This window comes from Pseudomonas sp. (genome assembly GCF_048269965.1).
In the GTDB taxonomy this organism is placed as follows: domain Bacteria; phylum Pseudomonadota; class Gammaproteobacteria; order Pseudomonadales; family Pseudomonadaceae; genus Aquipseudomonas.
The window spans coordinates 13,814-37,520 of the sequence record NZ_JBLWTV010000017.1 but is presented as its reverse complement, the minus strand read 5'-3'; the positions used below and the strand labels follow the sequence as shown (position 1 = coordinate 37,520).

Genomic DNA, 23,707 nt, shown 5'->3' with positions numbered 1-23,707 from the left:
GTTAGAATGCCAGCACCCGATTCGCAGTTCTGCCTGGAGAAAACTGCATGAGCCTGACCGCCGTGATCATCATCGTTGTCCTCGTCCTGCTCGGCGCCTACGCGGTGTCGCTGTACAACGGACTGGTACGCCTCAAGCATGGCGTGAGCAAGGCCTGGTCGAACATCGACGTGCTGCTCAAGCAACGGCACGACGAATTGCCCAAGCTGGTGGAAACCTGCAAGCAGTACATGCAGTACGAAGGCTCGACGCTGGAACGGGTGATTGCAGCGCGCAGTGCCGTGGCCAGCGCTCGCGAGCAACATGATGTCGGCGCCCTGGGCAAGGCCGAGAGTGGTCTGCGCGCGGGCCTCGGTCAGCTCTTCGCGCTGGCCGAGAACTATCCGGAGCTGAAGGCCAACGACAGCTTCCAGCATCTGCAGCAGCGCATCAGTGGCCTGGAAAACGGCATCGCCGACCGCCGTGAGCTCTACAACGAGGCGGTCAACCTCAACAACGTGCGCATCGAGCAGTTCCCCGACGTGCTCATCGCACGCATGTTCAACTTCCAGGCTGCCGAGCTGCTGGTGTTCAGCGAGGCGGAGAAAGCCGATGTGGACATGAAGTCACTGTTCAACTGAGAACCTGCCGATGATGCAGGTCGACCCCTTCGGCTTCTTCTTCACCCTGACCTTCACCCTCGGCGCCTGCCTGGGCGGCGCCTGGTGGTGCCTGCGGGGTTGGTCGCAGGCGCGCCATCTTCTGGACACGCCGACCTCGAAGATCCGCTCGGCGGCGCAGGGTTACGTCGAACTCTATGGTGTGCTCGAAGCGTTGCCGGACATGCAGTTGCGGGGGCCACTGACCGGCAAGCCCTGCCTGTGGTGGCGCTTTCGCATCGAGGAATATCGCTCCAGCGGCAAGAAGCGCAGCTGGCGGGTGATCGAGAGTGGCGCCAGTGACGCCTGGTTGCGCCTGGTCGATGGTACCGGCGAATGCCTGATCGACCCGCGTGGTGCCGAGATTCGTGCGGCGGTACGCGAAGTCTGGGAGGGCAACCTGCGGCACCCGCTGGGTCCGGCCAAGACCGGATTGTTCGGTTTCCTCACCAGCGGCCAGCGCTATCGCTACAGCGAAGAGCGCTTTCACGTCGGCCAGCCGCTGTATGCCATCGGTGATTTCCGCACCCGCGGCGCTGCCCAGCAGGGATTCGACAGGCATGCCGCTCAGGGCGAAGTGATCCGCGAATGGAAGGGCGATTACGTTGGGCTGCTGCGGCGTTTCGACAGTGACGGCAACGGTGAGCTCGACGAGCAGGAGTGGAATCGCGTGCGTCTGGCGGCACAACTGGAGGCCGAAGATCGGCACCGGCACAAGGCGTCCGAGCCGGCGCGGCACCAGATGGCCAAGCCCGATGAGCGCCAGCCGTTCATTCTCTCCAACAGCGGAGAGGACGAACTGGCCCGCACTTTCTACTGGCAGGCCGCAGGTGGTGCCGTACTGTGCGTGGTCGGCGCATTGGCCACGGCCTGGCTGCTGGGTGTACAGCACTGGTGAGCTGTTTTACCGGGCGCGAACGAAAACGCCGCGACTGATCGCGGCGTTTTCGTGGGGGGGGGCGTCAGAGCGTCGCGGCTGAGCTCAGGCGCCGCGACTGCTTGAGGAACAGCGTCAGCTCGCGCGCCGGCAGCGGTTTGCTGTAGAGGTAGCCCTGACCCTCATGGCAGCCCTGGGCGATGATGTAGGCCTCCTGCTCGGCGGTTTCCACGCCTTCGGCGATGACTTGCATGCCCAGGCTCTTGCCCAGCTGAATGATGGCGCGAACGATGGTGGCGTCGTCTTCGTCTTCGAGCAGATCCTGCACGAAGCTCTTGTCGATCTTGATCTTGTCCAGCGGCAGGCTCTTCAGATAGCTCAGCGAGGAATAGCCGGTACCGAAGTCGTCGATGGCGATCAGCGCGCCGGAGCGGCGCAGGCTGAGCAGGTGCTGGGCGGCGGTGCTGATGTCTTCCATCAGGCCGGTCTCGGTGACTTCCAGCTCCAGGCTCTTGGGCGGCAGGCGGTAGACCTGCATCAGGTTGTTGACCACGCGCGGCAGCTCGGCGTGGTGCAACTGCACGGTGGACAGGTTGATGGCCATGCGCAGATCGCTGAAGCCCTGATCATGCCATTCGCGCAACTGGCGGCAGGTCTGGTCGAGAATCCATTCACCAATGGGGATGATGGTGCCGTTCTGCTCGGCCAGCGGAATGAACAGGTCCGGCGCGACGAAGCCATGTTGCGGGTGCTGCCAGCGCAGCAGCGCTTCGACGCCGACCACGCGATGGTCGCGGTAGTCGATCTGGGGCTGGTAGACCAGGTGCAGCTGGTTCTGCGCCAGGGCATCGCGCAGATCCTTTTCCAGCTCACGACGGCGACGCATCTCGCTGTCGACGCTGGCGATGTAGAACTGGTAGCGATTGCGCGAACGACTCTTGGCCAGGGTCATGGTCTGTTCGGCTTTCTGCAGCAACTTCTCGGTGCTGTCGCCATCTTCCGGGAACAGGGTGATGCCGATGGTGGCGCGCAGGCGCACCTCGTGCTGATCGAGCAGGAAGGGCAGCTCCAGATCGTCGAGCACGCTCTGCGCCAGTTCGGCAGCTTCGTAGGGTTGTTCGATGTCGGCTTGAACCAGGGCGAACTGGTCACCGCCCAGGCGGGCCAGCGCGCCGAGACGGCCGCTGTGGCTGCGCAGGCGGTCGGACAGTGCGAGCAGCAACTGGTCGCCGCTCTGGTAACTGAATTGTTCGTTGATGCCCTTGAAGTCATCCAGGCCGACGCAGAGCACGGCGACGCGACGCTGCAGGCGGCCGGCATCTTCGAGAATCTGATCGAGCTGCTGTTGCAGTTGCTGGCGATTGGGCAGGCCGGTGAGGAAGTCGTACTGAGCCATGCGCAGCAGGCTGTTCTCGGCTTCACGGCGCAGGTGGGTGTTGCGCTCGATGGAGGCCAGCAGTTGGTTGGCGGTGTTGATCCACAGACCCAGCTCGTTCTTCTCGTTGCCCTTGAGCATGGGCAGCTTGTGTTCGCTGGGGCGGTCGGGATTGATGTTGGTGAGGTGCTCGATGATCTTCGACAGCGGTTTGGTCAGCAGCCAGTGATAGACCAGATAGAGCACCAGGCCCATGGCCAGGGCGCGAAGGACCCCTGAGATGAAGATGATCACCGAGTTGGTGACGAAACTTTCGCCATAAGGCGCCGTGTCGAGGGTGATGTTGAGGTCACCGTAATACTCGCTGTAAGGGCCACGGCCGACCAGTTTGGTGGCGAACAGCTGTTCCTGACCGAGGATCGGGTCGGTCAGCCAGCGAGTCGGCATCTGCGCCAGATCGCGAGTCCGCTCGGCCAGCATGGGTTCGTTGGGGTGGCCAATGGAGGCGTGACGCACCGATTCGTGCTGGAACAGCCCCTCGATCACCTGCATGCCCATCTCGCGGTCCAGGCTGTATACCGCCTGGGTCGAAGGGTCGCGGAACATGCCGAGGATGCGATGGGCATCGTTGGCCACCGCCTGACGTGTCTTGTAGGCGTCGAAGACGATCTGCGCACAACTCAATACCACCCCGACTACGAGTGCTGACAGCAGCACCACGCGGAGCAACTTGAGCGACAAGCTGTTTTTCAATTCCAGCTTCAAAGGCAATTCCTTATGTCGATGCTTACAGCGTCAGTCAGACGAGAGTATTGGCAATCTCGGCCTGGCCGTCAAAGGGCCATCATGCCTGGTGGCACTATTTATCCCACAAGGAACGCTCCTGGTGCGAATCGCCGCTTGGAGGCCGACTCACTGCTCTGTGTCGGTGCGATCGCGCAGTACTTGAACACCTTTTTGATATTGACCGTCCGTTGCTGTTACGCCCCGTGACGCGCCACCTGCCGTCTGCTTCTGCGCTGGCACAAGAGTTGCGAAGGCCGGGCATCGACCAGGAGGGGACTCGTGATGAAAACGCTCATGCTGTTGCTCGTTGCTGTCAGCGTTGCCCCACAGGCCCATGCCGCCAGCGAAGAGGCCGCCAATACGGCCTGGCTGGTGCTGGCCAGCGTGCTGGTGTTCTTCATGCAGGCGGGTTTCGCCTTGCTGGAGAGCGGCATGTCGCGGGCCAAGAACGCCGTCAACGTGATGATGAAGAACTACATGGACTGCTGCGTGGGCGGCATCGTGTTCTGGTTGTTCGGCTTCGGCCTGATGTTCGGCGCCAATCTCACGGGCTGGTTCGGCATGAGTCACTTCGCGCCGAATGACGGCGAGCCCTGGGATTACACCTTCCTGCTGTTCCAGATGATGTTCGCTGCCACCGCTGCGACCATTGCCAGTGGTGCCATGGCCGAACGCACGCGCTATGGCGCCTATCTGATTGGCGCGGTACTGATCAGCGGTGTGATCTACCCGATATTCGGCAGTTGGGTGTGGGGTGGTCTGTACGGCGGTCAGGGGTGGCTGGCCAAGCTGGGCTTCATCGATTTCGCCGGCTCGACCGTGGTGCACAGCATCGGTGCCTGGTGTGCGCTGGCAGGGATTCTGGTGCTGGGCCCGCGTCTCGGGCGTTTCGCTCCTGATGGCAAGGCTCGCTTGATCCCTGGGCACAATCTCGGCCTGGTGGCATTGGGCGGTTTCATTCTCTGGGTGGGTTGGTTCGGTTTCAACGCCGGCAGCAACCTGGAGGTCAGCAGCAGTCTCGGGCTGATCGCCCTGAACACGCATCTGGCAGCGGCTGCCGGTGCGCTCGGCGCTCTGCTGGCGCAACGCAGCACGGCCAGCCCGGTATTGCTGACCACCACGGTCAATGGCTCGATTGGCGGGCTGGTCGGCATCACCGCCGGCTGCGCCAGCATGGCGCCGGGTTTCGCTCTGCTCAGTGGTCTGGTCGCCGGTTTCGTCGTGGTCTACGGCATGCGTCTGCTCGATCGCCTGCAGCTCGACGATGTGGTCGGCGCGATTCCGGTCCACGGGTTCGCCGGCATCTGGGGCACGCTGGCAGCAGGCCTGTTCTATCAGGGCGACCTGTTCAACTGGGAGCGTGTCGCGGTGCAGGCACTGGGTGCTGCGGCAGCCTTTCTCTGGGCCTTTCCGGTTGCCCTGGTGTTCTACTTCCTGTTGGCCAGGACCATGGGGCTGCGGGTTTCGACCCAGCATGAGCAGCGCGGGCTGGATTTTGCCGAGCATGCCGAGGTCGGATATCCGGAGTTCAACCTGACGCAGACCTTCGACAGCGAGCAATGGTCGAGGAGGGGCTGAGGATGAGATTGAGCCTGCGTCGTCGCGCGATCTACACCGGCCTGGCTGGACACTTTTCGGATGAAGAGGTATGGCCGTTGCTGGCCCTGTGGGAGAACAAATACGCCGAGCAACCGCCGTTCGCCCTCAATGAATTTCTCGCCGAGGTGGTGCTGCGTACCGAGCGCAAGCTCGAACGCGCACGCCTGTATCGCGAGTTGGTTGGCGCCCTGACGGGACCGCCCTCGCATCTGCTGCCTGACCCAGAGGCGCAACTGGCTGCCTGGCGCCAGGGGCGCAACGAGGCCGTGCGCCAGGTGGCGACCCCGGATGGTGCCGCGCAAACCACCTTCCTGGCCCTGAACCAGGCCTTGCTGGAGCAACTCGACAGCGCGCAGCAGGCTGCATTGAGGCGCTTCGCCGCCGGCAACCTGTCCGGTATGGGGGGCAGCACCGAGCTGTCGACGCGTTTGCGTATCTGGCTCGAGCAGGGCGGTGGCGACGGTATCGCCAACCTGGGACTGGAGCAACTGCGTAAGCTGCTGAACCTGCTCTATATCGGGCTCTGCGAGTTTCTCGGGCCGGTCCGTGCCGACCGCGTACTGAGTCAGGCGGTCAATCGTGTGGAGCAGCAGGGGGTGGAATTTTCACCGCGCAGATTGCTCTAGCCGGGCAGGCGAGATGCAGAAATGAAAAACCCGGCCTGCTGAGGCCGGGTTTTCGCATTACGGGGCTGTGCTTCAGGCCGCGTAGTTCTGGGCGACGAAGTCCCAGTTCACCAGGTTCCAGAACGCCTCGACGTACTTCGGACGCAGGTTGCGGTAGTCGATGTAGTAGGCGTGTTCCCAGACGTCGCAGGTCAGCAGCGGCGTGTCGCCGGAAGTCAGCGGGCAGCCGGCGCCGATGGTGCTGGCCAGGGCCAGGGAGCCGTCAGCTTTCTTCACCAGCCAGCCCCAGCCGGAACCGAAGGTACCGATGGACACCTTGCTGAACTCTTCCTTGAACTTGTCGAAGGAACCGAAGGCCGCGTTGATGGCGTCAGCCAGGGCACCGGTCGGCTGGCCACCGCCGTTCGGCGACAGGCAGTTCCAGTAGAAGGTGTGGTTCCACACCTGAGCGGCGTTGTTGAAGATACCGCCCGAGGAAGTCTTGACGATTTCTTCCAGGCTCTTGCCTTCGAACTCGGTGCCCGGCACCAGGTTGTTCAGGTTCACGACGTAGGTGTTGTGGTGCTTGTCGTGGTGGAATTCGAGGGTCTCGGCGGAAATGTGCGGCTCGAGGGCATTCTTTTCGTAAGGCAGCGGCGGCAATTCAAAAGCCATGGTCTATCTCCTACTCAGGTCGTGTGCGGTATGCGCAAGGCCGATCACGGGCGGCCTACAGGCGGCGCCGAGTTTGTACTCTTTGCGCCGCAGACTCGGGATCATAGCACCCGGCCACGGCCATAACCACGCAACATCTGTGTGGGAAAGCCGGTGCCAGGGCCTTTGCAGCATTGGCTTCGACAGCCGCAGGCGCCAGCAGTTGCCTCTTTCGGCGCGGTCGCGCGCAAACGCTAACAGGTCTTAGAGTGCGCCGGCCTTCTTCCAGGCCAGGTAGCTGCTCACCAGCTCCGGCCCCAGTTCGCCCGGGCGGGCGTCGAGTACTGGTACTTCGTGGGCGGCCAGGCGTTCGTGCAGGTCGGAGCGGGCATTGAGGTAGTCCAGCGTGCCGCAGTAGGCCAGGGCCTGATCGAACTGTTCCACCGGCGTTTGACGCAGACGATCCAGTGCTTCCTCGCGCAGGCTGGCGATCAGCACGCGATGCTGGCGCGACAGGCGACGCACGGCGGCGAGCAGGTCCTGATCGTCTTCGTCACGCAGGTTGGTCACCAGCACCACCAGCGAACGACGCCGCTGGCGCGCCAGCAGCAGATCGGCGGCGGCGCTGAAGTCGGCCGGCTGCTGGCTGGTATCGAGGTCGTAAACGGCGTTGAGCAGCACGTTCAATTGCGCAGGCCCCTTGACCGGCGCCAGGTAACGCGACTGGTTGCCGGCAAAGGTCGCCAGGCCGACGGCATCGCCCTGGCGCAGCGCCACGTAACTGAGCAGCAGGCAGGCGTTGAGCGCGTGGTCGAAGTGCGACAGCTCGTCGTCCTGGCTGCGCATGCGCCGGCCGCAGTCGAGCAGGAAGACGATCTGCTGGTCGCGTTCGTCCTGGTACTCGCGGGCGATGGGTGTGCGCTTGCGCGCAGTGGCCTTCCAGTCGATCTGGCGCAGGGTGTCGCCATCACGAAATTCGCGCAGCTGATGAAACTCCAGGCCCAGGCCGCGACGCGGGCGCTGACGCACGCCCAACTGACTCAGCCAGTCGTCTACCGCCTTGAGCTGCGCGCCATAGAGACGCGCGAAATCGGGGTAGACGCGGCTCTCGTCAGCCAGCGGCAGCAGACGCTTGGCCTGCCACAGGCGCAGCGGGCTGGGCAGTTTCAGCTCGCACAGGGCGAAGTGGAAGTGGCCGCGGATCAGCGGTTTCAGACGATAGCTGACCCGCGTCTGCTGGCCAGGCTGCAGGGTGATGCGTTGCGGCAGGAAGTCGAAGGCCATGCCTTCTGGCACATGGTCGAAGACCTCGATTTCCAGGGGCTGGGCGAAATCGTGATGGGCGATCAGCTGTACCTCGCTCCAGCGCCCGAGCGGCAGGTTGCCCGGCAGTACGCGTTCCAGGCGCGGCGAGCGCTGGCGCCGCAGCCACAGGGCATCGACAGCGGCGATCAGCAGCAACGCCAGCAACAGCCCCCAGGCCAGTGGCAGCAGGCTGTCTGCCAGGCGCATGCCGAGCAGGGGCAAGGCGCCGAGCAATACGGCGGCGGCGAACAGGCCGCCGAGCAACCCGAGAAGCAGGCGCGAAGGTTTCATAGACGCGGTGCCGGCACCTGATCGAGCAACTGTTGCAGCACCTGATCCACCGACAGGCCTTCGATATCCAGTTCCGGCGCCAGGCGTACGCGATGGCGCAGCACGGCCAGGGCGCAGCTCTTGATGTCATCCGGCAGGACGAAATCACCGCCGCGCAGCAGCGCGCGAGCACGGGCGCCACGCACCAGGGCTATCGAGGCACGTGGCCCGGCGCCCATGGCCAGGCCCGGCCAACTGCGCGTGGCGCGGGCCAGGCGTACGGCGTAATCGAGCACCTGCTCATCCAGTGGCAGATCGCTGGCGATCTTCTGCAGGGCCAGCACGTCCTTGGCCTGCAGCAGGGTACGCAGCGGGCTGACTTCGAGCATGTCGGCCTTGGCCGAACGGGTCACCTGGCGCACCATGTTCAGCTCTTCATCCTGCTGCGGATAATCCATGCGCAGCTTGAGCATGAAGCGGTCCAGCTCGGCTTCCGGCAGCGGGTAGGTGCCTTCCTGCTCGATCGGGTTCATGGTTGCCAGCACCATGAACGGCAGCTGCACCGGCAATGCGCGGCCTTCCAGGGTCACCTGGCGCTCCTGCATCACTTCCAGCAGAGCGGCCTGGGTCTTGGCCGGTGCGCGGTTGATTTCATCGGCCAGCAGCAGGTTGGTGAACACCGGGCCCTTGCGCAGTTTGAACTGCTCGCTCTGCATGTCGTACACGGCATGGCCAGTGACATCGCTGGGCATCAGATCCGGGGTGAACTGGATGCGCGCGAACTCGCCGCCGAAGCAACGCGCCAGGGCGCGCACCAGCAGGGTCTTGCCCAGCCCCGGTACACCTTCGACCAGCACGTGGCCACCGGCGATCAGTGCGGTGAGCACGTCGTCGATCACCGCGCTCTGGCCGATCACGGCCTTGCGCAACTCGGCGCGCAGGGCCTGGGCCAACTGGCTGGCACGCTGGCGTTGCTGCGCTTGCGGGTTGCTCGGCGCAGCGGCCGGGGTTTCCTGCACCGGCAGGTTATCGTTCTCGGGGGTCTCGCTCATAGGGCATTCCTGAGGGTTTGCAGGTGGGCGACCTGGCGGGTGAAGTCACTGGCGGATAGGCGCTGCGGCAGCAATGGGCGCATGGCCTGGCTGATGTCCTTGGCGGGCAGGCGGGTCAGGCGACCGAGAACCTGCCACTGCTCGGCGACGGCGAGCTTCTCGAAACCGGGATGGCGGCGCCGTGCGCGGCGATTGATGTCCTGTTGCAGGCCTTTGAGCAGGCTGTGCTGGCCGCTGCGACGGAGCAGGAAGTCGGCGCTGCCACGCAGGTGTTCCTCGAGCTGGCGCCGGGCACGGCTGGCCGGTGCCTGCAGCGGGCCATGACGCATGCCGACGTGCCACAGGGTGGCGATGATCAGCAGCGCCAACGCCAGCAAGGCCAGCGGGAAATGGCGCAGCAGCAGGCGCGCCAGGCCATCGCTGTCGGCATGGTAGAGCAGGGTCACCGCACTGTCCTGGCCCAGGTACCAGAGCAGCCAGGCGTGGTCGTAGTCGTCGATGTTGCGGTTCTGCCAGATCCACGGATCGCTCAGTACGGTGATCAGTCCGTCGCCGTGGTACAGCTGCAGCAGGTGCGTGGCAGCGTCGCTGTTGGCCCAGGCGTGCGCGCGGTTCTGCGCATCGTACAGGTGGAAGTCGGTGTCGAAGGCGATGTAGGCCGGGGCCTGCTCGTTCTCCAGGTAGAGCTTGGTGAGTTGCGGGTAGGCCTCGCTCTCCTCGCTCTCCTGCTCCGACTCGCTACTCTCTTCGTCATCCAGTTCGTCGCTCATGTACTGCTGGACACCCAGCAGATCGAGCAGCAGGTCGCCGCTCTTGCCTTCCTCTTCGTCCCACAGGCGTTCGGCGATGAACAGCAGATGGCCGCCACTCGCCGTCCACTGCAGCACGCGCTCGACCTGGCGCGGCGTCATGTTGCTGCGGTCAGCCAGCAGCATCAGGGTCTGACCTTCGCTGGGCAGGCCATCGAGTACTTCCAGACCTTCTGCGCGACGCGCGGCGATGCCCTGTTTGCGCAGGAAGTACTCGGCAGCCAGATAGGGGCTGCTGGCAACCTCGGGAGCAGGGCCGTGCTCGATCACCTCTTCATAGGGTTCGAGCTTGCCCATCAGGTAGCTGGCGAGCAGTCCCAGAACCAGCAACAGGGCCATGGCGAGGATGAAACCGGCGCGCCGACTCATGCTGCACGCTCCTGACCGAACAGGCTGCGCCAGCCCTGACACAGGCCCTGACGCAGCGATTCGGCAGGCAGGCGATGGCCATAGGCCAGGGCCTGCCAATGCAGGGTGAGCTGGCGGCTGTAGTCTTCCAGGTTCTCTTGCCCGAGGCCGGCGACCAGGTGCAGCACTTCGCCTTCGGTGTGCGACTGCTTCAGGGGCAGGCGGTGCTCATGCAGCAGGCGACTGAGCAGTGCGCGGTAGAGCAAACCGAGGGCGGCGCGCGGTTGGTCGGCCCAGAGTCGCTCGGCTTCGCTGGCGACATCGTCGGGCAGCGTCTCTGGCGCGAGTTCCAGGCCGAACAGCTGTTGCGGCGCGACCTGCCGGCGTCGTGTCGGCAGGCCGATGCGGTCGCCAAAGGCCTGCAGCCACTCGCGGTAGCGCCACAGAACGAAGGCCAGCAGCGCGGCCAGCGCTGCCCACAGCAGCACTTCGAAAACCTGCGCGAGGACATCCAGGCTCTTCCACCATTCGCCGAATTTGAGCAGGTTCTTGAGCATGTCCAGGAAGGCTTCGACGTCTTCCGGCTTGGGTTCCTCAGCCGGCTTCTCTTCGCCCAGGCGCCAGCGCGTGACGGTATCGCGGTGCTGGAAGGGCGGCTCGTCGAGCAGGGTTTCGATGCTTTCACGCGCGGCCTGGCTGCTCAATGGCTGCTGGAGCAGGCGCGGTGCGTCCGGGCCTTGCGGGTCGGGCTGCTCGACCTCTGCGCTGACGATGGGCGGCGTGTCGGCCCAGGCATCGTTTGGCAACTGCGTCAGCAGCAGGGCGCAACCGAGCAGCAGGGCATAGGCGCTACCGGTCAGGCGCTGGCGCAGGCGGCGGAAGGTCAGCTCGATATCCCAGGCTTCCAGGGCGGTGCGGCGGTTGAGGTAGAGGGTGAAACCGCAGGCGACATAGACCGGCTCCCAGATGATCAGCAGCAGCACGTAAAGCAGGTTGGACAGGTGCTCCAGCCACATCCACTGGCCGCTGCTGGCGGCGATCAGGCTTTCCCAGGTCCAGTCCAGTTCTACCTGTTGTGGCAGCATCAGATAGAACAGGGCGACCAGGCCCATCCACAGGGCAATTTCCAGGTGCATGCCCACCAGCGTCAGCCAGGTGGCAGCGGCGCTGTCGCGCTGACTGAGTACCACCAGGCGCTGGCTGCGTGCCTGACCGGCCAGACCCTCCAGTTGCAGCACGGGCAGATCGAAGCTGCGCGTCGGGCTCAGGCGGCGCCAGGTCAGGCTGGCCAGCAATTGTGGCCACAGCAGTTTCGGCAGGGCGCGCAGGGCCTGTTTCAGCGAGGGTGTGTTGCCGAACAGCGCTTGCGACAGGATGTACAGCGGCAGGCGCTCATAGGCCGGCTTGAGCCACCAGAAGACGAAGATGGCCCAGCCCGGATACTGCCAGAGCAAGGCGCAGAGCAGGGCGAACAGCGGCAGGGTGACCAGCGCCCAGCTGGCCATCAGCAGGCCGGCGTGACGACGGGCGAGCAGCACGCCGAGATCGATGGCTTCCCAGGCGCTGCGCGGGCGGATGGCGACGCTGGCTTCAGTCAGGCGCATGCTGCCTCCGACCGGCCAGCAGCAGATAACCCAGTACCAGCGCCCAGAGCCCGGCACCGGCGGCGTACTTGATGTTCGGGCTGGCGAAGGTGGTGGACGACCAGAAGGCCTCGATGAAGGCGGCCAGCAGCAGGAACAGGATCACCCCGGCCACCAGCTGTATCGCCTTGCCAGCGGCCAGGCGCAGGGCCTCGCCACGGGGCAGGCGGCCGGGGGCGAGCAGTGCCCAGCCGAGCTTGAAGCCAGCCGCGCCAGCCAGGGCAATGGCGGTCAGCTCGAAGGCACCATGGCCGATGACGAAGGACCAGAACGGCTCGCCATAACCGATGCGCGTCAGGTGACCCGCTACCGCGCCGATCATCAGGCCGTTGAACAGCAGGAAGAACAGGCTGCCGAGACCGAGCAGCAGGCCACTGGCGAAGGTCTGAAAGGCGATGCCGATGTTGTTCATGATGTAGAAGCCGAACATCACCCAGTCGTCGCCCGAGCCGCGTTCGCTGAAGCGGCCGAGACGGCGCGCGTCGGGATCGTACATGCCTTCCATTTCGCTGACCTGGTCGGGGCTGACCAGGCTGAAAATCAGCTCGGGATAGAGATAGGTCAGCAGTCCCATCACTGCCAGGCTGCCGAAGAACAGCAGGCTGGCCACGCATACGCTGCGCCACTCGCTGCGTACCAGGCGCGGGAAACCGCCGAACACAAAGCGCACCATCTGCGCGCCAAGGTGGCTGCGATGGCGGTAGAACTGCTGATGACCACGCATGGCCAACTGTTGAAGCTGGTCGATCAGGTGGCTGCTGTAGCCGCGTGCCTGAGCCAGGGCCAGATGCTGGCAAAGCTGCCGGTAGCTGGCGGCGAAGCCTTGGTAGGTCTGCGTTTTGGACTTGCCGCGCTCGAGGGCTTCGAGCTGGCTGTTGAAGGCATCCCAGTCCGGCTGATGGCGACTTTCGAACAGGCTCTGCTTCACGGTGCGCTCCCCAGCAGGCCGCGCGCGATGCCATTGAGACGCGGCTCGGCCTGTTCGGCAGGCACTTGTAGCGGATCGGCCAGCAGCGCCGCCAGCTCGGCTCGGCGTGCTGCGGAGAGCTGGCCGCCACGTTCGGCAAAACCGAGGATGGCGCGTTGCTCGTCAAGGCTCAGCGGGAAGGGCGCTGGCAGCGGTTCGGCCTCGGCGAGCAGCGGTTTGCTCAACGGCGCATCGCGATAGACCACCAGGGTGCCGGCGGCGATATCGCCAAGACGTTTGAATGCCGGGTGGTTCAGACAACTGATGATGCCCAGGGTGTAGCCGAATGGCAGGATATCGACGAAACGCAGCAGGTTGCGCGTCAGTGAAGCGGCCCAGCCGATTGGCGTGCCGTCATCGTGAACCACGCGCAGGCCGAGCATCTGCTTGCCGGGAGAACGGCCCTGGTTGAACACCTCGAACAGCACCATGTACCACCAGGTCACGAGAAACAGCAGGATAGTGCCCAGGCCCATGCCGAACTGACCGAGCAGGCCGAGAACGATGAACATCACCATCAGGATCAGGCCGCGAATGGCGAGGTCGATGGCGAATGCCAGGGCGCGCGGCACCAGCCCGGCCGGTCGCAGATGCAGATCGATACCTTCCGGCGTTTCGACCTGGTAGCGAGTATCCAGGGGCAGCTGGTTGGGCGGAAGGCTTGCGCTTGAGCGTGAGTACATCGGCGGACTGCATCAAGGAAAGCCCGATGCTAGCGAGCAGCGGGCCACGAACGCAACCGGGCCAGTGAGCTGGCCCGGGCTGCATTGGCTTATAAGGACGTTGAAAAACGTAGGCGAGGTAGGCAAGACAAGGCAAAAACGACCGAAAAAGCGGAGTTTACGTATTGTAAATGAGCATTTTGAGGTCGTTTTTAACGCAGTATTGCCAACGCAGGTAGTTTTTCAGCGGCCTGTTATTGGGCGGCAGGCAGCACGCCAAAGATAGTGCGATACAGCACGCCCATGGCCACGACCATCAGCGGAATGCTCCACACCAGACCGATACCCAGCGGAATGGCACTGACCATGACGATCAGACCGAGCAGCAGGAACAGGCCGAAGACCTTGAACCAGTGCTGGGTGATGGCCTTGCGCGAGGCTTCCAGTGCCTGCCACGGCGACAGGCCACGCTCGACCACCAGCGGGATGGCCAACAGATAGGCCACGGCCAGGTAGATGCCGGGGATCAGCAGCAGGATCATGCCGAGGTAGATCAGCAGCATCATCACCACGGCAGTGATGATCAGCGGTACGGTGCGCCCGAAGTGGCTGAAAATCTCGTTGAAGCTCAGCGGCTGGTCGGCGGCGCGGCGAATGCCGACCATGTTGATGCCGGCCATGAAGGGGTAAGCCAGGGCCGAGGCCAGCAGCGAGATGAGGATTTCGCCGACGATCATCAGCAGCATGTTTTCGCTCAGGGCGCCGAAGATGCCGACGACGCCGCCGAGGATGAAGGTGGCAGCCAGCAGCACCACGTAGAACACCAGGAAACCACCGATGATGATGCCTTTGGTGCCCTTGACCTTGCTCCAGGATTCGCTCAGCAGCTCGCCGATGCTGAAGTCGTAGCCGCGTGCCAGGGCTTCTTCGATGCTCGGTGTCTGGTTGGAAGGCGCCTGTTGCAGGTCGCTGGTGGGAGCGGCATAGGGATTGGGGGTGATCGCGTCACTCATGGTTGCATCCTTGTAGGTCGAGTGTGAGGGCTGCCAATGCTAGTGGTAACGACAGCTACCCGACAAGTGCAGCGTGTCTGACGGCGCAACGGCTGTGCGCTGGTTCATGCTTTGGCCGGGAGCGGTGAGCCTGGACGTGGGTGATAGACTGCCGACAACTTTACGTCCGGTTCGGAGCCACCCATGACTTCCAGCATCTTCTGGTACGACTACGAGACCACCGGTATCAATCCGCGCTGTGACCGTCCGTTGCAGGTGGCGGGTATCCGTACCGATGAGGCGCTGAACGAGGTCGGCGAGGCGCTGAACATCTATTGCCGCCCCAGCGATGACATTCTGCCGCACCCGGCTGCTTGCCTGGTGACCGGTATCGATCCTCGGCGCCTGCAGCAGTTGGGGCTGGATGAGGGCGAGTTCATGACCCGTGTGCATGCCGCGCTCTCTGCGCCCGGCACCTGTGGCGCCGGCTACAACAGCTTGCGCTTCGATGACGAGGTGACGCGCTACAGCCTCTATCGCAACTTCTTCGATCCTTATGCGCGTGAGTGGCAGGGCGGCAATAGCCGCTGGGACCTGATCGATCTGGTGCGCACCGCTTATGCGCTGCGGCCCGAGGGCATCGAGTGGCCCGAGGAAGAGGGGCGGGTGTCGCTCAAGCTGGAGCGGCTGACCCAGGCCAATGGCATCGACCATGGCCAGGCTCACGATGCGCTGTCCGACGTGCGCGCCACCATCGGCCTGGCACGGCTGCTGCGCGACCGACAGCCGAAGCTTTACGACTTCCTCTACCAGCTGCGTAGCAAGCAGCGGGTACTGGATCAGATTCGCCTGCTGCAGCCGCTGTTGCACATTTCCGGACGCTTCTCTGCGGCACGTCATTATCTGGCGCCCGTGCTGCCGCTGGCTTGGCATCCGCGCAATCGCAATGCGCTGATCATCTGTGATCTGCAGGCTGATCCGTCGCCCCTGCTGAACCTGGACGCCGAGACGCTGCGCAGTCGTCTCTACACGCGCCGCGAGGACCTCGCCGAGGGCGAGTTGCCGGTGCCGCTGAAGCTGCTGCACATCAATCGCTGTCCGGTAGTGGCACCGCTTGCGGTGCTGCGCGAGGCGGATCGGCAACGCCTGCAACTGGACTGGTCGATCTGTGAACGCCATCTCGAAGTGCTGAAGAGTGAACAGTCGTTGTGGCAGGACAAATTAGCGGCCATTTACCGTGAAGATGCCTTCGCAGGCAGTAACGATCCCGAACAACAGCTTTACGATGGGTTTATCGGTGATCGTGACCGTCGTTTGTGTGAGCAGGTGCGTGGCGCCCAACCCGACGCATTGGCCAACGACAAGAAATGGCCATTCGACGATGCACGACTGCCAGAGTTATTGTTTCGTTATCGGGCGCGCAATTTCCCTTCAAGTCTGTCAGCCGCTGAATCCCAGCGCTGGGAAGAGTTCTGCCGGCAACGTTTGAGCGATCCGGAGTTCGGCGCGCCCAATACCCTGGCGCAATTTCACGCGGCAGTGGAGCAGTTGCGCACGGACTGCAGCCCGGACCAGTTGCAACTTCTGCAGCAGTGGCAGGCGTATGCACAGGCGTTGCAGACGCGTTTTGCCGTGAATCGCGCAGGCGTTTAAACCGGACAAGAGGCCGCCAGGGCAATGCACGGAGGCGAGGGGCTCGTCAGTGCTTTATAAGAAAAATGCAGGGGCCGGAGTTTTCCGCTCGTTCAGCCTAATTGCGGGTGCAGGCAATTGCCCAAAACGGTCAAGCCTGAAAAATATCGACAATAAAAAACGCCAGCAAGGCTGGCGTTTTGGGTGTCGCTCAGGAATTAGCCCAGCAGCGTGGCCCAACCTTCGACGACGTCGGCGCCCCACTTGGCTTTCCACTCTTTCAGAGTCTTGTGGTTGCCGCCTTTGGTTTCGATCACTTCGCCGCTGTGCGGGTTCTTGTACTGCTTGACCTTGCGCGCGCGCTTGGCAGCAACAGGCTTGCTGGCGCGTACGCCTTTGCCGGTTTTGGCCTCAGGATCGAGCAGGGCGATGATGTCGCGCAGCGACTTCTGATATTCGCCCATCAGGGTGCGCAGCTTGCCTTCGAATTCCAGCTCTTTCTTCAGCTTGTCGTCTTGCGACATGTTCTTCAGACGCTCTTGGAGCTCTTTGATGCTTTCTTCGATATTGCGGTATTCGTTGATCAGCGACATGGGCATTACCTTGGCGTGAATAAGTCTGTGGTAGTCAACAGTGACCTAATAATAGTCATGCACTTATAGCAAGTAAACAGCAGGCCACAAAATAACTGCAGTGTACTGCAACCCTATGTGTCGCTCAGGCTTGAATTAAATCGGCTACTGCAACTAGCTGCTGAAGTTTTCGGTGCGCTCAACTCGGGCACTTCCGGGTGCCCGGTCGCGGGCTTTTGCAGGTGTATGGCTGCTGCAGTTTTGCCGGCAAATCGTTAGAATGGCCGACTTTTTGCGCCGCCAGTGGGGTTTAGTTATGCGCACGTTCAGATTGGTCATCTCCTGCCCTGACCGCGTCGGCATCGTTGCCAAAGTCAGTAATTTCCTCGCTACCTATAACGGCTGGATTACCGAAGCCAGTCACCACTCCGATACACAGAGTGGCTGGTTCTTCATGCGTCACGAAATCCGTGCCGACTCGCTGCCGTTCGATCTGGAGGGTTTCAAGCAGGCGTTTTCGCCCATTGCCCGCGAGTTCTCCATGGAGTGGCGTATCACCGATTCGGCGCAGAAGAAGCGCGTGGTGCTGATGGCCAGTCGTGAGTCGCACTGCCTGGCCGATCTGTTGCACCGTTGGCACAGCAATGAACTCGATTGCGAGATTCCCTGCGTGATCGCCAACCACGACGACCTGCGCAGCATGGTGGAGTGGCATGGCATTCCATACTTCCATGTTCCGGTCGACCCCAAGGACAAGGCGCCGGCCTTCGCCGAGGTGGAACGGCTGGTCAAGGAACATCGGGCCGATGTCATCGTCCTGGCGCGCTACATGCAGATTCTGCCACCGGCGCTGTGCGCCGAATTCGCCCAGCGTGTGATCAACATCCATCACAGCTTCCTGCCGTCGTTCGTTGGCGCCAAACCCTACCACCAGGCTTCGCTGCGCGGCGTGAAGCTGATCGGCGCCACTTCGCATTACGTCACCGAGGAGCTGGATGCCGGGCCGATCATCGAGCAGGACGTGGTGCGCGTGACCCATCGCGACGATATCGAGGAAATGGTGCGTCTGGGCAAGGATGTGGAGAAGATGGTGCTGGCGCGTGGGCTACGCTATCACTTGGAAGACCGAGTGCTGGTGCACGACAACAAGACGGTGGTGTTCGACTGATCCTGCTGCGTGGGCCGGCCCGATGTACGTCACAGGAGAACGCCCATGCTCAAGTCCATCAAGGTGCGCGACTACATGACTCGCCATCTGGTGACCTTCAGGTCGGATACCGATCTGTTCACCGCCATCAATCGATTGCTGGAGCACCGGATTTCCGGTGCGCCGGTGGTCGATTCCCAGGGCCACCTGATAGGCCTGCTGTCGGAGGGTGACTGCTTGCGTGGCATTCTCTCCGGGGCCTACTACGAAGCTGTCGGCGGCACCGTCAGCACCTACATGACCACCGACGTCGAGACGGTGAGCCCGGAGGCCGACATCATCGAGTTGTCCGAGCGCTTTCTGCGCGGGCGGCGGCGGCGATTGCCGGTGATCGAGCACGGTCGTCTGGTGGGGCAGATCAGTCGGTGCGACGTGCTGCGTGCCGTCAAGGAGTTCGCCCAGCACGAGCAGGGCTCTCTGGAGGCCAGTTGATGGAGGCTCGAACGGCATGACCGATCCACTGGACAAGGCCACCTCAAAGGCGCCGCCGACCCTGGGCGAAGGCTGTGTACGGCGATACGACCCCGATGCCCTGAGCGAAGAGCATGGGACCGAGTTCGCCGATGCGGCCGAACTGTGGCGTCAGTTGCAGGAGCAGGCCGAAGACGATCCTGAGCATGAGCGATAAAAAAGAAGGGCGCTGCGGCGCCCTTCTGGTTACAGGGCGTTTCAGATTCGGAAACTGTCGACCATCTGCTTGAGGCGCGCGGCCTGCTGTTCCAGATCGCCGCAGGCGCGCAGGGTGGCCTGCAGGTTTTCCACACCCTCCTGGTTGAGGGTGTTGATCTCGATGATGTCCATGTTCAGTGACTCGATCACCGAAGTCTGCTCCTCGGTGGCGGTGGCCACCGACTGGTTCATCCCGTCGATCTCGCCGATGCGGGCGGTCACCGTACCCAGTCGTTCGCCGGCCTGGTTGGCGATGTCCACGCTGTCTTCGCTGTAACGCTGGCTCTCGGTCATGGTGGTGACCGATTCTCGCGAGCCGACCTGCAGTTCCTCGATCATTTTCTCGATTTCCTGCGCCGACTCCTGGGTGCGGTGCGCCAGGTTGCGCACCTCGTCGGCGACCACGGCGAAGCCGCGCCCGGCTTCACCGGCCCGTGCGGCTTCGATGGCGGCGTTGAGCGCCAGCAGGTTGGTCTGCTGGGAGATGCTCTTGATCACTTCGAGGATCTGGCCAATGTCCACCGTCTTGCTGTTGAGCATCTCGATCTTGGCGCAGGCGTCGCTGATCTTGTTCGACAGCTCGCTCATCGAACTGATCGCTTGCTGCACCACCTTGCCGCCGTCTTCTGCCTGATGGCGGGCATCCGATGCCTGGCTCGAGGCATCGGCGGCGTTGCGGGCGATTTCCTGCGCAGCCGCGCCGAGCTGATTGATGGCAGCTGCCACGCTGTTGGTACGGCTGGCCTGTTCGTCGGAGTTGACCATCGAGGAATTGGAAGCATTGACCACCAGCTTGGCCACTTCGTTGACCTGGACGGTGGCCGATGACACTTCACGGATGGAGCCGTGGATGCGTTCGACGAACTGATTGAAGGAGCGCGCCAGGGCGCCGAATTCGTCATTGGACTGGATCGCCAGGCGCTTGGTCAGGTCGCCTTCGCCCTGGGCGATGTCTTGCATGGCCTTGCCCATGGCGGTCAGCGGCTGCATCAGCACACGGATCAGCAGGCCGAGCAGGGCAATGATCAGCACCACGGCAATCACCGTGGCAACGATGGCCGAGGCGCGAAACTCGGTGAGCATGGAGTAGGCCTTGGCCTTGTCGATCGACAGGCCGATGTGCCAGTTGACCGAGGGCAGGCCCTTGACCGGTGCGAAGGTCAGGATGCGGGTGTTGCCATCGAGCTGCGCCTCGCTGAATTCGCTGCTGATGCGTGGCGTGTTCTGCGGGTAGATGTCCTTGAGGTTCTTCATCACCAGGTCCTTGTCCGGGTGCACCAGAACCTTGCCATCGGCGCTGACCAGGAAGGCATAGCCGATGCCGTCGAAGTCCAGTGCATTGATGATGTTGACCAGGGTCTGCAGGCTCAGGTCGCCACCGACCACGCCTGCGGGCCGGGCCGGGGTGGCGATGGTGATGATCAGCTCGCCGGTGGCGGCATCGACGTAAGGCTCGGTAAGGGTGGTGCCGCCGGCGGCCAGGGCATCCTTGTACCAGGGGCGCGTGCGTGGGTCGTAGTCGGCAGGCATCTGCTCGTCAGGGCGCATGGTGAAACCGCCGCTTTCGGTGCCCAGATAGGTAAAGGCGAAGGACGAGGTCAGCGCTTTCTGTTCCAGCAGTTTGACCACGCGATCCGGCTCGCTGTCGTTGCTGATCGACTGCGCCGCGCTTTCCACCAGCAGGATGCGGCCGGACAACCAGTTCTGGATGTTGCTGGCGGTCACGTTACCCATTTCATGCAGATAGCTTTCCAGGTCCTCGCGGATGGCGTTGCGCTGCAGGTAATCGTTGTAAAGGGTGAACAGCGAGAAGGCGGCGATCACCACCAGGGAGGCTGCGAGCAGAATCTTGTGGCTGAACTGCAGGTTTTTGCTCATGTTGTCTTGCGTCCGGATGGCTCTGGAACCAGTCTTGTATTCCACGGCTGCGCTTGCAAGAGCGTTTTCGCGGGCTGTTGCGGCAGATGGAGTGGGTGTTTGTTCTGCTGTTTGTATCGGTATAACTGCAGTAAAGCTTTAACCCAGGGGATGGCAAGATGCCTTTGAATTCACAGTTCGTATTGGGTGCTGGCAGTGATGGTCAGGCGGTTGGTCAGCCTTTGCGCCTGGCCAACCGTCACGGTCTTATCGCTGGCGCCACCGGCACCGGCAAGACGGTGACCCTACAACGGTTGATCGAGACGTTCAGCGACGCCGGGGTGGCAGTGTTCGCCGCTGATGTCAAAGGTGATCTGTGTGGTCTGGGCGCTGCCGGCGCGCCGCGAGGCAAGGTCGCCGAGCGCATCGCCAGCATGCCCTGGCTGAATCATCAGCCGCAGGCCTATCCGGTGACGCTGTGGGACGTGCATGGTCAGAGCGGCCACCCTTTGCGTACCACCCTCAGCGAGATGGGGCCGCTGCTGCTTGGCGCTCTGCTCGAGCTGACTGACAGCCAGCAGGCGGCGCTCTATGCGGCGTTCAAGGTGGCTGACCGCGAAGGTTTGTTGCTGCTCGACCTGAAAGACCTGAAGGCGCTGCTCGGCTACCTCAAGGACAATCCGCAGGTGCTGGGCGAGGACAGTGCGCTGTTCACCAGCGCCTCGGCACAGGCGTTGTTGCGTCGCCTGGCAGGGCTGGAGCAGCAGGGTGCCGAGGCCCTGTTCGGCGAGCCGGCGTTGCAGCTCGAAGACCTTCTGCACCCTGATCGTGATGGCCGCGGGCGCGTGCATCTGCTCGATGCCTCCCGCCTGGTGCATGAGGCACCCAAGGTGTATGCAACCTTCCTGCTGTGGCTGTTGGCTGAACTGTTCGAACAACTGCCGGAGCGCGGTGACGCCGACAAACCGGTACTGGCGTTGTTCTTCGACGAGGCGCACCTGCTCTTCCAGGGCACGCCCAAGGCGCTGCAGGAGCGCCTGGAGCAGGTGGTGCGGCTGATTCGCTCCAAGGGCGTCGGGGTGTATTTCGTCACCCAGTCGCCGAGCGATCTGCCGGACGATGTTTTGGCTCAGCTCGGTCTGCGCATTCAGCATGGCTTGCGCGCGTTCACGGCCAAGGAGCAGAAGGCCCTGCGCGCAGTGGCCGATGGTTTTCGCCCGAACCCGGCATTCAGCGCGCTCAGCGTGCTCACCGAACTGGGCATTGGCGAAGCGTTGGTCGGCACGCTGGAGGAAAAAGGCACACCGGCCATGGTTCAGCGCGTGGCCATCGCGCCACCGCAGTCGCGCATCGGCCCGCTGAATGAGGCCGAGCGTGCGGCATTGGTGCGTCAGTCGCCGCTGGCTGGGCGTTACGACAAGCCCGTCGACCGCGAGTCGGCCTATGAGCTGCTCACCGCGCGTGCCGAGCAGGCTCAGGATGACGCGCCAGTCAAGGCGACGCAGAAGCAGAAGGCAGAGCCGGGGCTGGGCGATATGGCCAGTGATCTGATCGGCAGCGCGATGAAGAGCGCGCTGCGCCAGGCCGCCAACCAGATCGGTCGGCAACTGGTGCGGGGGCTCATGGGCTCGCTGACGGGTAGCAGGAAGCGTTAGGTAAGTGCTGGAAAAGCCGTCATTCCCGCGGAGGCGGCTCAAGAGCAATTGGACTCCCGCGTTCGCGGGAGTGACGGTAGAAAGCCCGTTCCAGAACTTTCCCGGCTACGGGGAGCCTGGGGCAGCGTGTCACTAGCCGGCGGTTTCGTCGGCTGCGTCCTGCTTGTCCTGGCGCTCTTTCTCGATTTTCTCGATTTCTTTCTCGAAGGCCTGGTCGAGCAGGCTGGGCTTCTTGCGCCAGGGTTTGCGGTCGGGGTCTGGCTGAGCGGCGTAGGTGATGACTTCTCCGCCGTATACATCCTTGTAACGCTGCGCCTGGCGCTCGAGTTCGGCGCGCAGTTCGTCTTTCGTCACTGTTTTTACCTGTAGGTTATGATCGACCCACACAACAGCCGAAACACCAGGTTTCACTGTTGCGCTGAGGGATCAATCTAAAGTGCTTTGCCTTGGTTGGCGGGGAGAACAGTTTGCAAAGTTTCACGCTTTGCATCTTTCTCCTTTCTCTTCAGTTACTTATCTATTTGTAACTTTTTTCCGAGAAAAGTTGCATTGGGCAACTGACGAGTATTATCGCCAACGCCCTTTGAATGTCCAGTGATCAGTCTGCCAGCGTCTGGTAGTGCAGGCTGAAACTCATCTGAACACTTTGCTCCGCGGCCAGTAAGCGCAGCCCCGGTTGTCCCGGCAGATGGTGGGCGTTGACCGGGTGGGTGACGGGCTCGAAGCAGAAGAAGTTCTGCGCCTGCGGGCAGAACAACAGAAACATATCGCTGCCCTGTGCCTCGCAGACGAGCTGATAACCTGCCTCCGGTTGAATGATGCGAGCGCGCCCCGGCCATTGGGTGAACGCATTATCGACAAGTTGCTGCGGCAACAAGGTGGGCTCGTTGAAGTTCCAGGCCTGCGGTAATTCGACCCACTGGCTGGACAGCTTGTCCTCGCTGCACAACCAGACGCCGCCAGCTTGCGCCTGCACGCGCGTGTGCGCAGTGCGCGGCAGATAAGGATGCAGGCCGAGCCCATACCAGGTGGGCTGCTCGCCGAGGTGTGTGGCGTGTAACGTCAGGCGCAGACGGCCGTCAGTGAGTTGTACGTGGAGCGTGGCGCGATAGGGAAAAGGCGATTGGCTCTGCAGTTCCAGGAGGGCGCTGTCGGACGTCGCATTGACTATCTGCCAGGGTTGTTGCCAGGCACTGCCGTGTATCGGCAGAGGTTCGTGGTCGGTATTGGCATCAAGCGCTTGCCAGCCGTCAGGGGTAGCGAAACCACCGCCGCCAATGCGGTTGGACCAGGGCAGCAAGGGGTAGCAGGCCAGGCGCCTGGGATTGACGGCAGCCAGTGCCTGTTCGTCGCTGTGGCGCAGCAGCGGCTGGCCGTCGCTCAGACGCACCCAGTTGACCAGGCTTGCGCCCAGTTCCGGGGCAAGGGTCAACTGGGTCAGGCTATCGCTCAGGGTCAGCAGAGTCGTTGGCACTTGACGCTCCAAGGGCTGTAATTGTCGGGAATTCATAGTGTCATCGTACAACTGCTAGG

22 protein-coding genes are annotated in these 23,707 nt (G+C 62.9%); 9 read left to right on the top strand and 13 right to left on the bottom strand.

The window, feature by feature from the left end; all coding sequences use genetic code 11:
* Positions 1-47: 47 nt before the first annotated feature.
* Both ACN0X6_RS18355 and ACN0X6_RS18350 read left to right on the top strand, forming a co-directional pair.
* Positions 48-620, top strand: a complete 573-nt coding sequence (locus ACN0X6_RS18355; RefSeq protein ID WP_074917075.1) for a LemA family protein — start codon at positions 48-50, stop codon at positions 618-620.
* Between the two features lie 10 nt (positions 621-630).
* The gene (locus tag ACN0X6_RS18350; RefSeq protein ID WP_417706133.1) at positions 631-1,536 is read left to right on the top strand and encodes a GIDE domain-containing protein; all 906 of its coding nucleotides are present in this window, start codon (positions 631-633) and stop codon (positions 1,534-1,536) included.
* Between the two features lie 64 nt (positions 1,537-1,600).
* Here ACN0X6_RS18350 and ACN0X6_RS18345 read toward each other — a convergent pair whose 3' ends face one another.
* Positions 1,601-3,655: a putative bifunctional diguanylate cyclase/phosphodiesterase gene (locus ACN0X6_RS18345; RefSeq protein ID WP_072425838.1), complete on the bottom strand. Its 2,055-nt coding sequence runs from the start codon at positions 3,653-3,655 to the stop codon at positions 1,601-1,603.
* A 303-nt stretch (positions 3,656-3,958) separates the two neighbouring features.
* Here ACN0X6_RS18345 and ACN0X6_RS18340 point away from each other — a divergent pair, with 303 nt between their 5' ends.
* Both ACN0X6_RS18340 and ACN0X6_RS18335 read left to right on the top strand, forming a co-directional pair.
* Positions 3,959-5,254 (top strand): ammonium transporter, encoded by a 1,296-nt coding sequence (locus tag ACN0X6_RS18340; RefSeq protein ID WP_417706232.1) that lies wholly within the window; start codon positions 3,959-3,961, stop codon positions 5,252-5,254.
* Positions 5,255-5,256: 2 nt separating this feature from the next.
* A complete protein-coding gene (locus ACN0X6_RS18335) occupies positions 5,257-5,901 on the top strand; it encodes a hypothetical protein (protein WP_417706131.1) in 645 nt (214 codons plus the stop codon).
* Between the two features lie 72 nt (positions 5,902-5,973).
* Here the strand turns inward: ACN0X6_RS18335 and ACN0X6_RS18330 are convergent, their stop codons facing one another.
* The 8 genes from ACN0X6_RS18330 to ACN0X6_RS18295 all read right to left on the bottom strand — a co-directional run bounded on the left by ACN0X6_RS18330 (position 5,974) and on the right by ACN0X6_RS18295 (position 14,603).
* Positions 5,974-6,555 (bottom strand): superoxide dismutase, encoded by a 582-nt coding sequence (locus ACN0X6_RS18330; RefSeq protein ID WP_003462535.1) that lies wholly within the window; start codon positions 6,553-6,555, stop codon positions 5,974-5,976.
* Positions 6,556-6,798: 243 nt separating this feature from the next.
* Entirely contained in the window at positions 6,799-8,130 is a 1,332-nt protein-coding gene (locus tag ACN0X6_RS18325) for a DUF58 domain-containing protein (RefSeq protein ID WP_417706128.1), read from the bottom strand.
* The gene (locus ACN0X6_RS18320) at positions 8,127-9,161 is read right to left on the bottom strand and encodes an AAA family ATPase (protein ID WP_417706126.1); all 1,035 of its coding nucleotides are present in this window, start codon (positions 9,159-9,161) and stop codon (positions 8,127-8,129) included. The genes ACN0X6_RS18325 and ACN0X6_RS18320 overlap by 4 nt, the downstream gene beginning before the upstream one ends.
* Positions 9,158-10,339, bottom strand: coding sequence for a DUF4350 domain-containing protein (locus ACN0X6_RS18315; protein WP_417706124.1), 1,182 nt, complete (start codon positions 10,337-10,339; stop codon positions 9,158-9,160). Before ACN0X6_RS18315 ends, ACN0X6_RS18320 begins: the two co-directional genes overlap by 4 nt.
* Positions 10,336-11,922, bottom strand: coding sequence for a DUF4129 domain-containing protein (locus ACN0X6_RS18310; protein WP_417706122.1), 1,587 nt, complete (start codon positions 11,920-11,922; stop codon positions 10,336-10,338). Before ACN0X6_RS18310 ends, ACN0X6_RS18315 begins: the two co-directional genes overlap by 4 nt.
* Positions 11,909-12,889, bottom strand: a complete 981-nt coding sequence (locus ACN0X6_RS18305) for a stage II sporulation protein M (protein WP_417706120.1) — start codon at positions 12,887-12,889, stop codon at positions 11,909-11,911. Before ACN0X6_RS18305 ends, ACN0X6_RS18310 begins: the two co-directional genes overlap by 14 nt.
* A complete protein-coding gene (locus ACN0X6_RS18300; protein ID WP_417706119.1) occupies positions 12,886-13,611 on the bottom strand; it encodes an RDD family protein in 726 nt (241 codons plus the stop codon). Before ACN0X6_RS18300 ends, ACN0X6_RS18305 begins: the two co-directional genes overlap by 4 nt.
* A 233-nt stretch (positions 13,612-13,844) precedes the next feature.
* On the bottom strand, positions 13,845-14,603 hold the full coding sequence (locus ACN0X6_RS18295) for a hypothetical protein (RefSeq protein ID WP_417706117.1): 759 nt from the start codon (positions 14,601-14,603) through the stop codon (positions 13,845-13,847).
* A gap of 183 nt (positions 14,604-14,786) precedes the next feature.
* Here ACN0X6_RS18295 and sbcB point away from each other — a divergent pair, with 183 nt between their 5' ends.
* Positions 14,787-16,235 carry an exodeoxyribonuclease I gene (gene sbcB, locus ACN0X6_RS18290; RefSeq protein WP_417706115.1) on the top strand — a complete coding sequence of 483 codons (1,449 nt, stop codon included), beginning with the start codon at positions 14,787-14,789 and terminating at the stop codon, positions 16,233-16,235.
* Between the two features lie 197 nt (positions 16,236-16,432).
* Here the strand turns inward: sbcB and mvaT are convergent, their stop codons facing one another.
* Complete coding sequence (mvaT, locus tag ACN0X6_RS18285) at positions 16,433-16,807, bottom strand: histone-like nucleoid-structuring protein MvaT (protein WP_017675049.1); 375 nt, start codon at positions 16,805-16,807, stop codon at positions 16,433-16,435.
* 295 nt (positions 16,808-17,102) lie between these two features.
* Here mvaT and purU point away from each other — a divergent pair, with 295 nt between their 5' ends.
* From purU to ACN0X6_RS18270, 3 genes are read left to right on the top strand one after another with little or no spacing between them, the layout of a single operon-like run.
* Positions 17,103-17,954 (top strand): formyltetrahydrofolate deformylase, encoded by an 852-nt coding sequence (purU, locus tag ACN0X6_RS18280; protein WP_417706113.1) that lies wholly within the window; start codon positions 17,103-17,105, stop codon positions 17,952-17,954.
* Between the two features lie 45 nt (positions 17,955-17,999).
* Positions 18,000-18,425: a CBS domain-containing protein gene (locus ACN0X6_RS18275; RefSeq protein ID WP_160019753.1), complete on the top strand. Its 426-nt coding sequence runs from the start codon at positions 18,000-18,002 to the stop codon at positions 18,423-18,425.
* A 16-nt stretch (positions 18,426-18,441) separates the two neighbouring features.
* Positions 18,442-18,621, top strand: coding sequence for a hypothetical protein (locus tag ACN0X6_RS18270; protein WP_417706111.1), 180 nt, complete (start codon positions 18,442-18,444; stop codon positions 18,619-18,621).
* Positions 18,622-18,662: 41 nt separating this feature from the next.
* Here ACN0X6_RS18270 and ACN0X6_RS18265 read toward each other — a convergent pair whose 3' ends face one another.
* On the bottom strand, positions 18,663-20,540 hold the full coding sequence (locus ACN0X6_RS18265) for a methyl-accepting chemotaxis protein (RefSeq protein WP_417706110.1): 1,878 nt from the start codon (positions 20,538-20,540) through the stop codon (positions 18,663-18,665).
* Between the two features lie 158 nt (positions 20,541-20,698).
* Here ACN0X6_RS18265 and ACN0X6_RS18260 point away from each other — a divergent pair, with 158 nt between their 5' ends.
* Positions 20,699-22,174 carry a helicase HerA-like domain-containing protein gene (locus tag ACN0X6_RS18260; RefSeq protein WP_417706108.1) on the top strand — a complete coding sequence of 492 codons (1,476 nt, stop codon included), beginning with the start codon at positions 20,699-20,701 and terminating at the stop codon, positions 22,172-22,174.
* 132 nt (positions 22,175-22,306) lie between these two features.
* On the opposite strand, the gene ACN0X6_RS18255 is transcribed toward ACN0X6_RS18260, so the two are convergent.
* Positions 22,307-22,528 carry a hypothetical protein gene (locus tag ACN0X6_RS18255; RefSeq protein ID WP_017675043.1) on the bottom strand — a complete coding sequence of 74 codons (222 nt, stop codon included), beginning with the start codon at positions 22,526-22,528 and terminating at the stop codon, positions 22,307-22,309.
* 244 nt (positions 22,529-22,772) lie between these two features.
* Positions 22,773-23,648, bottom strand: coding sequence for an aldose 1-epimerase (locus ACN0X6_RS18250; RefSeq protein ID WP_417706106.1), 876 nt, complete (start codon positions 23,646-23,648; stop codon positions 22,773-22,775).
* Between the last annotated feature and the right edge of the window lie 59 nt (positions 23,649-23,707).

What these genes read in the sequence shown, in the direction of transcription:
- ACN0X6_RS18355 (WP_074917075.1), top strand. Translation starts at nt 48, where the DNA reads ATGAGCCTGACCGCCGTGATCATCATCGTTGTCCTCGTCCTGCTCGGC.
- ACN0X6_RS18350 (WP_417706133.1), top strand. Translation starts at nt 631, where the DNA reads ATGATGCAGGTCGACCCCTTCGGCTTCTTCTTCACCCTGACCTTCACC.
- ACN0X6_RS18340 (WP_417706232.1), top strand. Translation starts at nt 3,959, where the DNA reads ATGAAAACGCTCATGCTGTTGCTCGTTGCTGTCAGCGTTGCCCCACAG.
- ACN0X6_RS18335 (WP_417706131.1), top strand. Translation starts at nt 5,257, where the DNA reads ATGAGATTGAGCCTGCGTCGTCGCGCGATCTACACCGGCCTGGCTGGA.
- ACN0X6_RS18330 (WP_003462535.1), bottom strand. Translation starts at nt 6,555, where the DNA reads ATGGCTTTTGAATTGCCGCCGCTGCCTTACGAAAAGAATGCCCTCGAG.
- ACN0X6_RS18325 (WP_417706128.1), bottom strand. Translation starts at nt 8,130, where the DNA reads ATGAAACCTTCGCGCCTGCTTCTCGGGTTGCTCGGCGGCCTGTTCGCC.
- ACN0X6_RS18320 (WP_417706126.1), bottom strand. Translation starts at nt 9,161, where the DNA reads ATGAGCGAGACCCCCGAGAACGATAACCTGCCGGTGCAGGAAACCCCG.
- ACN0X6_RS18315 (WP_417706124.1), bottom strand. Translation starts at nt 10,339, where the DNA reads ATGAGTCGGCGCGCCGGTTTCATCCTCGCCATGGCCCTGTTGCTGGTT.
- ACN0X6_RS18310 (WP_417706122.1), bottom strand. Translation starts at nt 11,922, where the DNA reads ATGCGCCTGACTGAAGCCAGCGTCGCCATCCGCCCGCGCAGCGCCTGG.
- ACN0X6_RS18300 (WP_417706119.1), bottom strand. Translation starts at nt 13,611, where the DNA reads ATGTACTCACGCTCAAGCGCAAGCCTTCCGCCCAACCAGCTGCCCCTG.
- ACN0X6_RS18295 (WP_417706117.1), bottom strand. Translation starts at nt 14,603, where the DNA reads ATGAGTGACGCGATCACCCCCAATCCCTATGCCGCTCCCACCAGCGAC.
- sbcB (WP_417706115.1), top strand. Translation starts at nt 14,787, where the DNA reads ATGACTTCCAGCATCTTCTGGTACGACTACGAGACCACCGGTATCAAT.
- mvaT (WP_017675049.1), bottom strand. Translation starts at nt 16,807, where the DNA reads ATGTCGCTGATCAACGAATACCGCAATATCGAAGAAAGCATCAAAGAG.
- purU (WP_417706113.1), top strand. Translation starts at nt 17,103, where the DNA reads ATGCGCACGTTCAGATTGGTCATCTCCTGCCCTGACCGCGTCGGCATC.
- ACN0X6_RS18275 (WP_160019753.1), top strand. Translation starts at nt 18,000, where the DNA reads ATGCTCAAGTCCATCAAGGTGCGCGACTACATGACTCGCCATCTGGTG.
- ACN0X6_RS18270 (WP_417706111.1), top strand. Translation starts at nt 18,442, where the DNA reads ATGACCGATCCACTGGACAAGGCCACCTCAAAGGCGCCGCCGACCCTG.
- ACN0X6_RS18265 (WP_417706110.1), bottom strand. Translation starts at nt 20,540, where the DNA reads ATGAGCAAAAACCTGCAGTTCAGCCACAAGATTCTGCTCGCAGCCTCC.
- ACN0X6_RS18260 (WP_417706108.1), top strand. Translation starts at nt 20,699, where the DNA reads ATGCCTTTGAATTCACAGTTCGTATTGGGTGCTGGCAGTGATGGTCAG.